Here is a 15106-nt window from a genome sequence, read left to right as displayed (position 1 = left end):
CACGACCGGGGCCCCTAATCCGTTATGATGGCGGGGCCTCGAGCACGCATGGCGAGCCGTTGGTCCAGGAACTGAGCCGTGAACCGTCCCTGAGATTAGGGAGTCGCTCTGGAGGCGGTCGGCCTCCTGAGGTGGTTCTCTGGACGAGAGGAGTGAGAATAGATGGCTGGTATGCAGATGAAAACCCTCATCATTGTGGCCCGGGACTCGATGTTAGGGGACTTAGAGGAGCTCCTGGAGCGAAACGGGGTCAAGGCCTACACGGTCCTGAGCAACGTCATGGGGAAGGGGGTCTCGGGGCGCGTGTATGGGACCTTCCTCAATCCCGACACCAATACGATCATTTTTGCGGTCCTCCCCTCCGACCATGCCGACCAGGCGGTCACGGCGCTGCAAACCCTGCATGCCACCCGCAAAGCCTCGTCCCATGACACCCCGATCCCGCTCAAGGTCTTCTCGTTCCCTTGCGAAGAGCATGTGTAGCGTCATGGATGAGCAGCTGTCCCCTTTCTCGCTAACAGTCATGCAATCTCTAACCCTCCGGACCGTTGGATCAATGGACTGAGCCTGAATCGCGGTTTGCCGGTTGATAGAGGAATCGGCCGGCTCTTCTCAAACAGAGGCTTTGCCATCAGGGTTTAGTGCCTTTCTTTCCGAAGTATTCTTGCCTGCCCACGGCCACGTCGGCGACGAGCATAAGGCCGGCATGCCGATCGAAGAGGGGACGAAGCCCCGCGAGAATCGGTTCGACTTTGTCTTCGGGCACGACGGTCAAGATGATTTCGAGGCTCTCCTGTTCGCTCGACATGAAGTGCGCCTCCCGCACCCCGTGGTGACCCTTTCCGGACACGTTGCCGATAATCGTGTAGCCGCTCGCTTTCACTCGATCCAACAGATCGGTGACGAACGCTCGGTGTTCTCCCGCGACAATCACGCGGATTTCCTTCATCTGATGCAAGGTTAATCCCATCAATACGCTCCTTTCACGGCCTGGTTTCGATCCCTTCTTGAACCGACGCCGCTTCTAAGGCTATCACGATCGGGTGCCACGTCCCATCGGAACGGTAGCGATACCAAACCCGGTCCTCGGGGTCGAGCGCAACTAAATGGACCCACTCGTTGTGATAAAAGTGCTGCAAAATTTCATGTCTTGCAATCAATTTCTCAATGCGTGGGCGAGGCGCTTCAATGATCGTCAGCAGCCGCATCGGCTCGTGGTAGGCGCCTTCGCCGCTCATGACGGTCTGTCTGGCCAATCCAAGCCGAAGATCGCTCCATGGTCCGGACATGATGCCGAGCCGGCCGACCACATTATGGTAGATCTTGCTCCCGCTGCCGTACACTTCGTTATCGACGGCGGAGAAATAATGTTCCATGTTGATCCACTGTGCCACGACCTGAGGGGCCGTGAGCAACACTTCAAGCAGTCGGGCGCTCGGATCTTCTCGATAATCGTACGATTGCAGGAAGACACGGCCCCTCAGGTCTAGGCCTTTCGTCAGTTCGCGCCGCCCGATCAGGAACGACGTATTGTTTGACAGGCCCCACTCCGGTCTGACTTGGCTCCAGTCCACGCTCCGCCTACGGACATGCGCCTCGGCTTCCGTCTCCGTGACACCTTGTTGGATGTCGGGAAAGCGCGCACAGCGCTCTTGACTGGTGAGCGCGGAGGCTTCTTTGAGGTCTTCTTGGAGGCGGGCAATGTCCGCGCGATGGGTAGACGGAGCGTCTTCGAGGTCGAAAAGCTGTATGGTATCGGTCGTCGTATCCATCTGGCCGGCGAGAAAATGCGTGTCGGATGGGATGTTAATCCCATGTTTGGCGATTCGCTCGCGGACCTTGAGATTGTTCGCCATCATCGCGAGGGCACGAGCGTTGGGCTTGCCCTCATTGCCGCCGCAGGCCCCGCAATCGAGGGCGGATTCATAGGGATTGTTGTCCGACGTGCTCCCGTGGGCGCAGAAGAGGACGAGCCGCGCGAAGTTCTTGGTCAGTCCCATCATACGGAGCGCAGTGTCGACGGTCAGGATCTGCTCTTCCAAGGTGAAACCGGTCCTGGTGAGCCGCTCCCTGTGTCGCGACGCCGATCGCGCCGTCAGATCGTATTGCCGCCGCAGGGTTTCGACAAACGCGTTGATCGTCTCCGGGGTGAGCCCGGCCTGCTTGATTTCTTCGGCAGCGATCGGCGGTTCCGGGTCCCCTTCCACGGTCAGCGCGCGCTGGCGCAAGCCTTCGACGAGGGCGGGCGTGATACGGAAGCTGCGGAGCCCCAGTTGCTCGCGCAAGGCCTCCCTGATCACGGCTTGTTGTTCCGCTTCGAGCATTTCCGCAGTTTCACCGGGCGCCAGCTTGTCTATCGTCAACGTGGTGGGCAGAGAGGGAACGAACAGGCGTCGCAACCAGGCGGTCCAGCGCTGGTAGAGCGCCGGGACCAATGTCTTGCCGAAAATCGGCAGGCCGTAAAACCAGCCCAGCGATTCCACCATGACATAGGGGGTCACGACATTTTCTTTCAGGTCGTGCAAGAGCGTATGACCCGCATGCACCCACTTGGCCCGCGCCGCGTGCAGCGATACTTTATGATCGAGATAGCTGCGCGGAATCTCGCGCACCTCGTTTTTCGCCCGCATGATCACCGGGAATTGTTCTGTATCATGCTCCTTTCCCCAAGCCCGATAGCGGATGAAGGCGGCAAAGAAGCCGGCGAAACCATAGGTCTCGTGTGGGCCGATCGATTCGAGATGGCGACGGAACGGTTCGGAACGCACATCGATGCAGTAGACCGACTGCGAGGACGGGCGCACCGTCTCAGCGGGAACGGTCTTCTCGGTACGCGCGCGCAATAGTCCTAACAGCTGTTCCTGGTAGCTGGCTTCCAGGGCCTTGAGCCACACCGGTCCATGGTCCGATTCAGGGAACGCTTCCATCCAGTCGACGACTTGCTTGAGGTCCGCGGGGACGCTTCCGACGAGAGCGGTTGCATCAATGTTCAATGACCGGGCCAGGGCAAGAAGCCGGCGCGCAGCCGCGCGACGAACGGCCGTTTGCAGGCGGGGAATGACTTCGGCACGGTATCTCGTGAGGACATTGTTCCAGCTTTGCCCCTTTCGATGCGAGAGCCGGTCGACTTCCTCGGCGTAGAGAGCGGGCAACCGGCCGGCCACGCGCTGCCGTCGGAGATAATATTCTTCTGGATAATCGCGCATATAGGCCATGACGGCCTCGTATCGCCCGTCGATACCAAGATGGTCCTGGCAAGCCTGGGAGACCAGTTCACACGCGTACCAGAGGCGAATCGCCAGAAATTTCACCAGACCCACCGGGTATGCTTGTTGCCATGGATAATCACGTTCTTCACCACGCCATTTAATAAAGCCGGCCCAGCCTGGCAGCGCGGTCAATTGTAACGATAAGTAATCTTGTAATAGATCAGAGGGAATCCCCAGTGCATCCAGGCTTTCGAGGAGCGCGTCTTCGGGATGGTCCGGTAGCCGAGCGATCTTCCTGCGACTATCCTTGATTCCACAGGGAGACCATTCGTGGGAGGCCATGGCCTTCCAGGCTTCATACAGACCCTTTTCACGCCCCGGCATGGCCCATGTGGCATGACCTTCGTCCAGGAAGGCGCCGCACCACTTGATCATTTGTTCATTGATCTGTTGGACGATTTGTGTGCCGAGCGTGTCGTCGCACCAATGCGAAAGCGTGAGCCATCGGCAAAGCGCGGCTCGATTCTCATCCACGACCTTGCGGACTCGATCATCCAGTGAGAACGGAAGGATGACGAGCTCGAGCTTACGGACGAGGGCATCGATCATCGGCCTGTCGGGATCCTCCAGTTGATCGTCAAGCGGTTCCATGACCGGAGCACAAAGTCCTTCGGCCAGACAGGCGCGCAAAACCGAGCCGTGCGTGACGTGGTGCGATCCGATGGTCACAGGCTTATCGATGACTCGCGTCTTGAGCGCGTCATCGAGATGAGTCGCGCGGATTCGACCAGTCTTGAGGTACTCACGATATAGAAGGCTGGGAAGATAGCCGTTGCCGCTCATAAACTGCTTCCCTCGCTTGACGGCTTCTTCGAACGGCAAATATTCGATGCTGTGCAATGGATTGTGGTGGACGAAGGTCCGCATCGGCCAGTACTGCGCGATGACTTCCCCCGCAAGGCGGACGACGCCGCGCAATTCCATTCGCCTGGATTCAATGTCAGGAACGGTCTCTAGCGGTTCCATGAGAGAGGTTGCTCCATGGCGGCGGTCTGATTCGGAGTCTGATCCGGCGCATACAAGCTGGTCGGGGCCAGGCCGAGCGCCAGCAAGGCCAGCACCACGATCAACAGGGACGTAAATTCGGGATGACGGAGATCCGCATAGCGTAGATCCGATCGGCGGGCGCCGAAGAGCAACTGTTGCATCATCTGCATGATATACCACGAGGCGGCAAGCCAGGCCGCGAGCGCGATGAACAGGCCGATCGTTGAAAAGGGCGGAGCGGTCAGCAGCAACCCCATGAACCCCGCAAAGACCCCGAAGGGAGGAATTCCCATGGCCGCAAGGCCCAACAGAGATAACAAGACCGCATATTTCGGCATCGCAGCGGCCAGGCCCCTGATGGCCTGCGGGTCCACATCGTCGCCGTATCTCGTGCGGATCACTTGCCAGGCCACCAACAATCCGCTAGTCGCGAGACCGACTGCTCCGGCCAGCACGGCCCCGCGCGCGGTCGCCCTGTGGGCTCCAGCCACAAACCACCAGAGGATCGAAAAAAACGAGACGCTGCCATAGCCGACCAAGAGACGGACACGCGACTGGGCCAAGGCTTTGATCGCACCGTACAGGGCGCTCATCAGGGCCATCAGACTGACGACCGCAACGAATTCATTCGGCATCGTCGGCATGACTGTCGCCAATCGGTGAAGGCCTAGCACCGGCAACAGCAACACAATAAATGACGGCAAACTACCAGGCAATCTGGTCAGCGCCGTGAGGTATCCATCATGAAACGGCATGAGCGGCAACAGAACGGCACAGGTCGCTAAGGACGCCACCGATGACATCGGCGGTTCTGCCACGAGAGAAAAAACCGCGCCACCGATTCCGATACCGAAGCAGCCGATGCCCCACCAGGAGATGGGCCAAAGCGTGGTGTGGTGACGGTAGAGGAGGAGCATGATGGTCAGCATGACCAAGATCAGGCACAACAGACCGACCGAATTCCCGGCGGTGAGCAGGCCCATTCCCAAACCGAGAAAGACCAAGGTCATGATCCAGGAGAGCCGATGGGTTTCGTGAACCGGCTGGCCTAATGCGGACACCACGGCTGCGAGCGGCAGCAAATAGAGCGGTAAGAGACCATCGGGTGGAGTCGGAAGCCGTTCCGCAACTCCGGCGATCGACGCAAGGCTGATGACGGACCAGACGATCGTGGACCTCTTCACCCGGTAGGGGTCGGACCAACAGGTCAGACACACGAGCGCACCAGCAAACGGAACTCCGACCAACAGCCATGGTATGAGCAGATCCGTCATCGAGACCACCCGCGTTCCAGCTTATCGATCCGATGAATCAGCTGCGCGGTCATCGAACCGACCAGCTGATAGAGTTCATCGGCATACACACGATTCAGGAACACCGTATAGAGGTGAGCTCTTATGTCGTCGATCCAGGCCGGCATCCAGACCGTCCGGCCGTGGGCACGCATGTACAGGTAGGTCCAGCCCAAGATCGTCATGAGCGCGGCCATCACGACAATGAGGTCGAAGAGCCAATCCGGGAGATCGGCGGCCTTGAAGTACGACGCGACCTCTTCCGGATTCGGGTAGAGAAATGAAGTGAACGACCCGACGGCAAACAGATAGACGAACACGATGAAGAGGAGCGTCAGCAACATGGCGGATGAGACCTTCCATGAGGCCACAGCGCGAAGTCGTGTGAGCGTCAAGATGGCTTGCGATGAAGTGATCCAGATGAAAAACAGGATAATGACGGTTCCCTGGGATTCCAACAATGGAATGTGCAGGACTCCGTGCGTGACCAATAGAATAAGCAGCGGAATAAAGAGTGTCGTCACAAAGCCGGTCGACCAGGTTAGGCGAGAGAATCCCACCTCCTCGCCCTCATGGTCCATATGGGGGAAATGTGGCTCCTGTCGCGCCTTATGGATCACGTTGCCGCAGTTCAAGAAGACGGTTGCCTTGAATAATCCGTGGGCAATCAAGTGGAACACGGCCAGCGAAAAGGCTCCCAAGCCGCATTCCATGATCATGTAACCCATTTGGCCGATCGTCGAGAAGCCGAGCGTCTTCTTGATGTCGTTTTGCGCCAGCATCATTGTCGCGCCCAGGGCGGCCGTCAGGGTCCCGATGACGAAGGCGATATGCAGCGTAGTTGAACTCATTCCGAAGAGCGGGGCGAGTCGGTTGATAAGAAAGCCTCCCGCGTTGATGATGCCGGCGTGCAACAATGCGTGGACCGGGGTGGGAGCGAAGAGCGATCCCGGCAGCCACAGATGCAGAGGAAACTGCGCTGATTTGCCCATCGCGCCGATGAAAAAGAGCAAGGTCACCGCCGTTGTGGCGCTGATCTCCACCTCAGGCAGAATCGAGAGGGTCATGGGTGTGGCGGCCGCTCTTGCAAACAGCTCTTGGAATTCGAGAGTGCCGTAGAGTTGATAGGCGAGGACAATGCCGGCAAGAAACGCCGTATCGGCAATACGCAACAGCGTAAACGTCTTGAACGCGCCCGCCAACGTCGCGACATGGACATGGTTGTGCGCGAGCAAGTAGAGCAGGTAGCTGAGGAGCTGCCAAAAGAGAAACAGCATCATGAGGTTCCCGCTCGAGACCATGCAGATCAACACGAAATCGGTCAGACAAATCAAGGTGAGATACCGGCGCGCATGACGATCCTGGTACATGTAGCCGGTCGAGTAGCAGTAAATGATGGTGCTGACGCCGGTGATCAACGTCATCATGACCGCGCTCAGCCGGTCGACATAGAACCCGATGGGAATAATGAAGGATGCGACGGAAGCAGGATCGTAGAACCGAACGGTGATGGGTCCCTGCGATGAGACGAGGGTCAGCGTGCCGATGGCGCCTAAGAAGGCCAGACCGACGAGATAGGCGGCAGCCTTCGTGCGGATGGAACGCGTTGTGTCACCACCCGTCATCACGACGCCGGCGGCGATGAGCAAGAGGAGCGGGACGATTAGTACCAACGGCAGGAGCACGTCATTTCCTCAGCAAACTGTTGAAAAAGTCCGCCAGCGTCGTTCTCGCGGTGCTCAACGGCTCAACGTACCGAAGTGTACGCCTCGCCGATTCGCTTGCTGCGGCCTTGCCGGACGTCCTTTTTGAACAGTCTGCTGACCCTTTCAAAAAAGAAAGTTCGTTTCGTCGGTCAGGCGATCGGTATATCTCCCGCAACGGCGAGAGGGTAACCATTAATACGGGCTCTCTATCTTCGTCAAGCAGAGACTCAACGCCGGTCCCTCCTCATGCGCCGTTGTCCGCGTCGCCTCTCTGTCTTGCGAGATGCTGCCATCTCAACTCCATGTCCCCATACCGGTGTCGATCAAAGCGAACGTTCTTGGGCGCGTTTGTCCAAGCGCTGAATGGCAGATGTCAGGGTGTGAGCCACTCGATATAAGACGGCGTCCACATAGAGGCGATTCAGAAACAACACATAGAGGCGGAACCGGACACTGTCGATCCACGACGGCGTCCACACGGTCCTGCCATGGGCTCGCATGTAGAGATAGATCCAGCCCCCAATCGTCACCGTCGTCGACGCCACGAGCAGGAGGTCAAAGAGCCAGTCAGGAAGGTCGCCGGCCTTGAAGTACGAGGCAACCTCTTCCGGATTCGGGTACAGGAACGCCGTGAACGATTCGACGGCAAACAGGTAGACGAACACGACGAACAAAAGTGTCAGCAACATCGCCGCAGACACCTTCCAGGAAGCGGCAGTCCGCAATCGCGTCATCGTCAGGATCGCTTGCGAAGACGTGATCCAGATGAAAAAAAGAAAGATGACGGTACCCTGGGATTCCAACAACGGGATGTGTAACACGCCGTGAGTCGCCAGCAGGATCAGCAGGGGGATCAGCAGGGTCGTGAGAAATCCCGTCGTCCAGGTCAGGTGTGAATAGCTGACTTCCTCAGTCTCGTGCCTTGGATGGGGGAGTACCGGCTCCTGTCTCGCCTTGTGAATGACGTTCCCGCTGTACAAGAACACCGTCGCTTTGAACAGACCGTGGGCGATCAAGTGAAAGACCGCGAGCGAAAAGGCGCCCAAACCGCATTCCATGACCATGTAGCCCATCTGGCCGATCGTCGAAAAGCCGAGCATATTCTTGATGTCGTTTTGTACCAGCATCATGGTGGCGCCGAGGATGGCCGTCAGCGTCCCGATGACGAGGGCGATGTGCAGAGTGGTCGAGCTCATCCCGAAGAGCGGGGCGAGGCGGTTGATGAGAAAGCCTGCGGCATTGATGATGCCCGCGTGCAATAAGGCCGTCACGGACGTCGGGGCATAGAGATACCGGGGAAGCCAGCCGTAAAATGGAAACTGGGCGGACTTACTCATTCCGCCGACCAGGAGCAGCAAGGTGACCGCCGTCGCGCCGTTGAATTCGACACCAGGGAACAGGGACACGGTTGTCGCCGATTGCGCGGCAACGGCAAACAGATCAGGAAATTCCAATGTGCCGTACAGCGAGTATGCCAGCACGGTCCCACCCAAGAAGGCGACATCACCGACCCGCAAGAGCGTGAAGGTGCGGAACGCGCTTTTCAGCGTCTCCTGGTGGCTATGATTGTGGACGAGGAGATAGAGGAGGTAACTCAACAACTGCCAGAGGATGAACAACATCAATAGATTCGCGCTGGACACCATGCAGAGGAGGACGAACAGGGTCACCCCGATCAAGGCGAGATACCGTCGCTCGTGCAAATCTTGGTACATGTACTCGACGGAGTAGGTGTAAATGATCGTGCCGATGCCGGAGATCAACACCATCATGATCGCGCTTAACCGGTCGACATAGAGGCCGATCGGGACGGCCAACACCGTGGAGGCGACCGGGTCGTACAGTCGAAGCGCAATCGGGCCTTCCGTGGCCACCACATACAGCGTGGCGATGGCGCAGCAAAAAGCCGCGCCGATCGGCCAGACGGCGATTTTCGCACGGGCGTGGAGCGTGGCCTCGCTACCAACGCCCACGATAAGAGCGGTGACCAATGGAAGCAGGGGCACAAGCAACACAGCCGACATCATCACCTCTAACAGGATGCTGAAAAAGTCCGCCTGCGGCGTTCTCGCATCGCTCAGATGCTCAACGTACCGAAGCGTACGCCTCGCCCCTTCACTCGCTGCGGCCTTGCTGGACAGCCTTTTTGAGCATCCTGAAGCTATTCTAGCCAGCTGCCTAAAACACAAAAGCCAACCGCACGCTCGATTCTCGATCGAGGCATGGTCGGTTGGCTTGTACTGCGACCGGCCACTCATGCGAACTGCCGGCCGCCCTACGGCCCATCATCCAAAAATCAGGCGCTCTTGCCCATCCCACTCATAATCGTTGGATGAACAACATGGCCCTGTCGTGAATACGACTTCATGAATAATATGGTGCAAAGCATAGCGTCAAGCACGAAATGGGGATCAGGTCCTCCATCCATAGGAATCCTCGGCCGAAAGACCCAGCGATTCGGACCGTGATGAAGGCGAAAGTACTAGCCCACACTTGTACGCCTCCTCCCGCGACCCTATAATTGTGCGGGAAGGATTCATGGAAAACGCAGTCCGCAATGCCGTCATCAAATTCGAGCAGGAATTCTTGGGGCGAGGCCCTGATGAAGTCCGTGCCTTCATTGTGCGAGACCTGGTCGTGGTCCGCCTGAAGGGGGTACTCACACCGGCCGAGCGGCAGCTGGCGAAAACTGCGGAAGGTGTTGAAATGGTGAAGCGGCTACGGCAAACGTTGATCGCGCTGGGTCGGGATAAGCTCTGCGAACAAGTCAGCGAGATCACCGGTGCCAAAATCTTGGGTCTCTTCACAGATATAGATGTGCAGCTCGGAGAACGAATCTTTGTCTTTACGATGGATCGCGATATCCAGAACGGCGGCCGGTAAGATGTCGGTAAGAATATATGGTCTTCCATGACTCGGCGCACGTTGGAAACGCTCTCCTTCGACAATACCTATGCCCGCCTTCCTCAAGCCTTTCATGCGCGATTGAATCCGACTCCGTTCAGCGCCCCTCCCTATCTGGTTCATGCCAATCGAGCCGCAGCTGAACTGATCGATCTTGACCCGGCGCAACTTACGCGACCGGAGTTCACGGCGCTTTTCGGCGGGAGTGCCTTGGCGCCGGGGATGGAGCCCCTCGCAATGCTGTACTCCGGCCATCAATTCGGCGTCTATGTGCGGCAGCTCGGCGATGGACGAGCCATTCTCCTCGGCGAGGTGAAGAACGACCAAGGGGAACGGTGGGATCTGCATCTCAAGGGCGCGGGGATGACCCCGTTTTCGCGCGATGGAGACGGCCGGGCGGTACTGCGCTCCACGATCCGTGAGTATCTCTGCTGTACCGCGATGCAAGGTCTCGGTATTCCAACCACACAGGCACTCTGCCTCGTCGGCAGCGACGACAAGGTGTACCGGGAACAGATCGAAACCGGCGCGATGCTGGTCCGCATGGCGCCTTCCCATGTCCGCTTCGGTACGTTTGAAATCTTCTATTACCGGAAACAGCATGATCACCTCAGAACTCTGGCCGACTATGTGATCGCCCAGCATTTTCCCCATCTCCGCGATGCCGACGACAGATACGTGCGTTTCTTTGGTGAAGTCGTCGAGCGTACCGCGAAGCTGATCGCCCAATGGCAGGCTGTCGGCTGGGCGCACGGAGTCATGAACACCGACAACATGTCGATTTTGGGCCTGACGCTGGACTATGGTCCATACGGCTTCATGGACGATTACGATGCGGGGTTCATCTGTAACCACTCGGATCACAACGGCCGCTATGCCTTCAATCAGCAGCCCTACATCGGGCTCTGGAATCTGAGCTGCTTGGCGCAAGCCTTGTTGCCGTTGGCGGACAAGGATGCATTGAAGGCAGGCCTCGAGACCTATCAACCTCTATTCGAGCGGGAGTACTTGAGGCTCATGCGGGCGAAATTCGGATTGGTCGTTGAGCGAACAGAAGACGACGAACTCATTCGCGACTTTCTGGGTCTCCTCCAAGGCAGCCATGCGGATTATGCGATTGTGTGTAGGGAGCTGAGTACATTCTCCACGGCTGACGGCGCAACCAACGACACGTTGCGTGAACAGTTCCTCAACCGTGACCGTTTCGACGAATGGGCGGTGCGCTATCAGGATCGATTGCGGAATGAACGCAGCTGCGACGGTGAGCGGCGTGACCGTATGAATCGTGTGAACCCCAAGTATGTGCTGCGTAACTATCTTGCGCAGACGGCCATTGAGAAGGCCCAGAACAAAGACTTCTCCGAAATCGACCGGCTCTTCACTTTACTCCAAGATCCTTTCACTGAGCAGCCGAGCATGGATCCCTATGCGCTTCCTCCACCGAACTGGGGCAAGCATCTGGCTGTAAGTTGTTCATCGTAGGATGAGCGGAAGACGACGCTGCGTGATGTCCCCGCACCGTAATCCTCATCTCCGTCTTTCCTCTGCGACCTGTCTGTTGTAGAGTGTCGGCGCTTGCGGGGAGCTCTGTTTGACACTCCTCACCTCTTAGAAGCTCTATGGCAAAGAAGCAAAGCGATTCCAAACTAGCCCTGGCGGGAACGATTACCCTGGGGTTGGCGATCGCCGGAGTGCTGCTTGTCCAGGAGCCGCTGAAGAGCACAAGGCCGCCCTCGTTGGGGGGCCAGCGTGCGCCGCATCTGGCGGAAGGCGTGGTGCAGGCCCGACTGTGGGAGGACCCGCTGGAGGCCGTGCGGCGCGTGGCAAAAGGCGAGGGCGACCCCACACCGGCGGGTGGGGAGGTGAAAGACGATGTGGAGCGGGTCAGAGCTCTCCGCCAGGAAGTGGATGACAGGATCGCCCAGGTTGAAGGACGGCCCATCACCGTCCTGCTGGTGACGACGGATGGCGGCTCATCAGGGGAGAGCCGGGAAAGCCGCATCCGAGATCGCTACGCCATCGGCTCGGCCCTCGGCGTGGCCTGTTATGCTCCGCGGCAGGAAGATCGGCTGTCGTATATCGTCTGGCGAGACCAGATCGGCGCGAGCAGGGTTTTGCCATACGAGTGGTATGAAGAGGGGCTGCGCACCTGTTCGCTCAAGCCAAACTGGGCCCAGGCGGTCCTCGTTCTGTGGATCAGCAGCGAGATCGTTGGGGATCGTCCTATCGCCGCACTGCAGCGGCTCACACAGTCCATTCTCTGTACCGAGAGCGCCATCGGACGCCATGTCTGCCGCAAGGCTGAAGACGGGACGGTGCTCCTGGATCTCCGGCGGGAGCAGCATGTGCGATTCAAAATCGTCGGCCCGCGCAGCTCCTCAGCCTTCCGCAATCTCCTGGAAGAAGCAGCGGCCTCGGTCCAAGGGCGGGAGGCACACGCGATTTGGGCCAACTCCGGCGGCCGCGTCGAACTCTATTCACCCTGGGCCACGGCCATGCCTAAGCTTCTGACGCAAGGGGTCAGCGTCAGGCCCAAGCCGCCGGAATCCACCGAATGCGCCTCGCCCGACGCGAGCCGGGCGGAGCTCTGCTGGATACTGCTGCGGGTCGGGATCGAGCTCAAACACAGCATCGGATCCGACGATCATCTGTTTGAGGCCATGATACAGGAGCTTGAGCGTCGACGGGTCAAGTTCGAGCGCGATGCCATCGTCCTGATCGGGGAGTGGGATTCGTTCTACGGCCGGGTGCTGCCGGTCGAATTCACCGCGGCGGTCTGCCATCGCATTGCCCATCGGCCCGGAGAGGACAACCGTGCCATCGAGGCGGATCGCCTGGCAAGAATTCAAGCCGGTTGTGCGACCTATGATCAAGCGGTCGACCTCCAAGTCAGGAACCCGTCAAGGACACGGGGGTTCGGCCTGAACATCCGGCGCTACAGCTATCTTCGCGGGCTCGATGGAGAGATTCCCGGCGGAGACAAGGGCGAGGGGGCGAAGGGGACTGGAACGAGGCAAGCCAAGAGCGCCTTGTTCGAGAGTGAGATACTTGAACGGCCGGTCGGCACGAGCCAGTTCGATTATGCGCAACGGCTGGCCGCCCGCATCGAACGGGATATGACCGAAGAGGTCAACCTCGGGAAATATTTGAAGGCCATGGGCAAAGGGGAAGACCAGGACGAAGGCCGCAAACCGGTCGCGGCCATCGGTATCCTCGGCAGCGACGCCTACGACGCGTTGCTGATGCTACAAGCCATGCGCGAGCGGTTTCCCGGCGCCGTATTCTTTGCGACTGATCTCGACAGCCGGCTGGTCTATGCGGAGGACTACCGCTGGACGAGGAACCTCGTGCTGGCATCCCATTACGGGCTGGAATTGTATGGCATGTTGCAGCGCGACGTGCCGCCCTTCCGCAGCAGCTATCAAACCTCCGCTTATTTCGCGATCCTTCAAGCGGTGGGACATGTGTGGCCGCTGCGCACCTGTCCTCCGGAGGCCGCGAGCCAGCCGGTGGCCGACAGGCCCTTGTCGCCCTGCGGCTACAAGGCCAATCTGACGGCGGATCGCGTGTGGTTCAGTGGGGAGGAACCGCCCCGGCTCTTCGAAGTCGGCCGTCATGGCGCGGTCGATCTCTCGGTTGGCGCGATTGAAAAGGGGTACACCCTGCATCCACCCCGGGTGGATCTCTCCAATGACGATCCCCAAACGAACGGCCGCCGTCCTCCCTCCGGGGCGCTCTATGGGACCGCAGGTCTGGCCTACTTGATCGGCTTCGTCATCCTCTGGACGAGACAGGCTTCCCATCAGTGGATGGCACGGCACACGGGAGCTCTGACACTCGGCGCCCTGGGCGCCTTTGCGCTGGCCTTTGTCGCCGACGAGGTTGTGCTCGATCTGGTGCTGCGGAACCACGACCAGGGTGAGCCGTTTTACTGGTTCGAAGGGGTCAGTGTATGGCCGACAGAAATACTGAGGGGCCTAGCCACGTTGCTGGCGCTGGCCCTGCTGGTCAAAGGCTGGTGGAATCTCCGGTCGAATCTGGCGAGCATGACGGAACGATACGGGTTTGCCCTCGAGGCGGACAAGGCGCATCCGGAACGATGGCGGCGGTATCTGACGACGGTGCAATGGGTCTTGTCCCCGCGCGGCGGGCGGAGCGACATGCAGGCCGGCCCTCTGTGGCGCCTCTACCGTGACGCCGGGTCGGGGCTGAACCGCCTTATGCGGCTGCTGATCCTCATGACGGTCTATGCCATGCTCTTCGTGCTGCTCTGGAAAGTCCTGGGGACCGAAGACTTTTCCGGCCCCTGTCGCGGGCTGTTCAGCTGTCGTCTGGATCTGGTGCTGGCGCTGGCCAGCTACGGCTGTCTAGCGGGGCTCAACCTGTTCGTATTCGATGCCGTCCTCCTCTGCCGGCGCTGGATCGGCGCGCTGGATCAGGTGACGGAGGGCTGGCCTTCGGCCTTGACGGACGATCTCGAATGGCAGGAGCCGGAGAATGTGGTCAAAGCCCAGGAGTTGATGAAGATCGAACTGATTTCGCAGCGGACCGACGTCGTCAATCGGCTCGTGCGGTATCCCTTCATCGTCCTGCTCGTCGTGATGGTGGCGCGCAATAGTTATTTTGACGACTGGCATTTTCCCCTGACGATGATGGTGGGATGGGTGGTCAACGTGTTGCTGGCGATGGCTGCGGCGCTGCTCCTGTACCGGGCGGCGGAGCAAGCGCGCCATGCCAGTCTGGGGAGACTCAAACACGCTGTCCTGAAGGGGCTGGATCGCGGCCCGGCAAACGATGGCGATGTGAAGCTGACCCGTCAGGTCATTGAGGACATCGAGGCGGTGGGCCAGGGTGCCTTTGTGCCCTTATGGCAGCAGCCCGTGGTCGAATCCTCATTCTATGGCCTCGTGGCGTTCCTGCAGTATCTCTATCTGAGTTAGTGAGAACT

Annotated in this window: 9 protein-coding genes; 4 read left to right on the top strand and 5 right to left on the bottom strand. The window is 59.1% G+C overall.

Translation table 11 applies throughout. The annotated features are described in order from the left end of the window. Positions 1-162: 162 nt before the first annotated feature. Positions 163-483: a hypothetical protein gene (locus P0120_15880; protein MDF0675791.1), complete on the top strand. Its 321-nt coding sequence runs from the start codon at positions 163-165 to the stop codon at positions 481-483. A gap of 148 nt (positions 484-631) precedes the next feature. Here P0120_15880 and P0120_15875 read toward each other — a convergent pair whose 3' ends face one another. The 5 genes from P0120_15875 to P0120_15855 all read right to left on the bottom strand — a co-directional run bounded on the left by P0120_15875 (position 632) and on the right by P0120_15855 (position 9512). Further along, entirely contained in the window at positions 632-970 is a 339-nt protein-coding gene (locus P0120_15875; GenBank protein ID MDF0675790.1) for a P-II family nitrogen regulator, read from the bottom strand. Positions 971-983: 13 nt separating this feature from the next. Beyond that, positions 984-4235: a Na-translocating system protein MpsB gene (locus P0120_15870; protein MDF0675789.1), complete on the bottom strand. Its 3252-nt coding sequence runs from the start codon at positions 4233-4235 to the stop codon at positions 984-986. Continuing rightward, complete coding sequence (locus tag P0120_15865; protein MDF0675788.1) at positions 4223-5530, bottom strand: proton-conducting transporter membrane subunit; 1308 nt, start codon at positions 5528-5530, stop codon at positions 4223-4225. Before P0120_15865 ends, P0120_15870 begins: the two co-directional genes overlap by 13 nt. Continuing rightward, positions 5527-7233: a proton-conducting transporter membrane subunit gene (locus tag P0120_15860; GenBank protein MDF0675787.1), complete on the bottom strand. Its 1707-nt coding sequence runs from the start codon at positions 7231-7233 to the stop codon at positions 5527-5529. Before P0120_15860 ends, P0120_15865 begins: the two co-directional genes overlap by 4 nt. A 344-nt stretch (positions 7234-7577) precedes the next feature. Continuing rightward, positions 7578-9512, bottom strand: a complete 1935-nt coding sequence (locus P0120_15855; GenBank protein ID MDF0675786.1) for a proton-conducting transporter membrane subunit — start codon at positions 9510-9512, stop codon at positions 7578-7580. A 280-nt stretch (positions 9513-9792) separates the two neighbouring features. On the opposite strand from P0120_15855, the gene P0120_15850 reads away from it, so the two are divergent. From P0120_15850 to P0120_15840, 3 genes are all read left to right on the top strand, one after another. Then, positions 9793-10137 carry a DUF2294 domain-containing protein gene (locus tag P0120_15850; protein ID MDF0675785.1) on the top strand — a complete coding sequence of 115 codons (345 nt, stop codon included), beginning with the start codon at positions 9793-9795 and terminating at the stop codon, positions 10135-10137. Between the two features lie 27 nt (positions 10138-10164). Further along, complete coding sequence (locus P0120_15845) at positions 10165-11640, top strand: YdiU family protein (protein ID MDF0675784.1); 1476 nt, start codon at positions 10165-10167, stop codon at positions 11638-11640. A gap of 137 nt (positions 11641-11777) precedes the next feature. Continuing rightward, complete coding sequence (locus P0120_15840) at positions 11778-15098, top strand: hypothetical protein (GenBank protein ID MDF0675783.1); 3321 nt, start codon at positions 11778-11780, stop codon at positions 15096-15098. Positions 15099-15106 lie beyond the last annotated feature (8 nt).

Source organism: Nitrospira sp. (genome assembly GCA_029194675.1).
Lineage (GTDB): Bacteria > Nitrospirota > Nitrospiria > Nitrospirales > Nitrospiraceae > Nitrospira_D.
Note: the sequence above shows the minus strand (reverse complement) of the source record. Positions and strands in the feature narration are given on the sequence as shown.

Excerpts from the sequence above, each read along its gene's own strand:
- P0120_15855 (MDF0675786.1), bottom strand. The coding sequence starts at position 9,512 with ATGAGTGGCCGGTCGCAGTACAAGCCAACCGACCATGCCTCGATCGAG.
- P0120_15875 (MDF0675790.1), bottom strand. The coding sequence starts at position 970 with ATGGGATTAACCTTGCATCAGATGAAGGAAATCCGCGTGATTGTCGCG.
- P0120_15850 (MDF0675785.1), top strand. The coding sequence starts at position 9,793 with ATGGAAAACGCAGTCCGCAATGCCGTCATCAAATTCGAGCAGGAATTC.
- P0120_15840 (MDF0675783.1), top strand. The coding sequence starts at position 11,778 with ATGGCAAAGAAGCAAAGCGATTCCAAACTAGCCCTGGCGGGAACGATT.
- P0120_15880 (MDF0675791.1), top strand. The coding sequence starts at position 163 with ATGGCTGGTATGCAGATGAAAACCCTCATCATTGTGGCCCGGGACTCG.
- P0120_15865 (MDF0675788.1), bottom strand. The coding sequence starts at position 5,530 with ATGACGGATCTGCTCATACCATGGCTGTTGGTCGGAGTTCCGTTTGCT.
- P0120_15870 (MDF0675789.1), bottom strand. The coding sequence starts at position 4,235 with ATGGAACCGCTAGAGACCGTTCCTGACATTGAATCCAGGCGAATGGAA.
- P0120_15845 (MDF0675784.1), top strand. The coding sequence starts at position 10,165 with ATGACTCGGCGCACGTTGGAAACGCTCTCCTTCGACAATACCTATGCC.